This is a genomic window from Bacillus sp. JJ1127, assembly GCF_036965845.1.
Classification (GTDB): Bacteria; Bacillota; Bacilli; order Bacillales; family Bacillaceae_G; genus Bacillus_A.
In genome coordinates this window covers 1-324 of the sequence record NZ_JBALQK010000085.1, presented here as the reverse complement: position 1 = coordinate 324, position 324 = coordinate 1, and the positions used below count along the sequence as shown (strand labels likewise).

General features: G+C 32.1%; 1 protein-coding gene. It reads right to left on the bottom strand.

Annotation, left to right across the window (positions count from 1 at the left end; genetic code table 11):
• Positions 1–56 precede the first annotated feature (56 nt).
• Positions 57–324, bottom strand: a 268-nt coding sequence (locus tag V7183_RS09915) for a CcdC protein domain-containing protein (protein WP_335359363.1), incomplete at its 5' end; no start/stop codon positions are given.

Sequence of the window (324 nt, the reverse complement as noted above, 5' to 3'; positions counted from 1 at the left end):
TTTTATAATAGTACGCATTCTCTATTCTCCCTTCCCCGAAACTAAAAACATCAATTCTACGAAGCTGTGCGAACTACTTTTCTAAACTTCACGTAACAAGCAATTCTCCACGGTACAATATAAGAAATTGCAACAACATAAAACAATAACCCTATTGTTTGCTGATCTAAATCGATAATGTATTGTCTAGAACCATACCTTAGAATTACAATTCCAATAAAAGTAATGAGAAAAGCAACACTTTTCTTCGTATAAATATTCCCATCTTCTCTTCTCTCATAGTTTGTAAGTATGATAAGCGGAATTGCAAAAAGAAATCCAAAT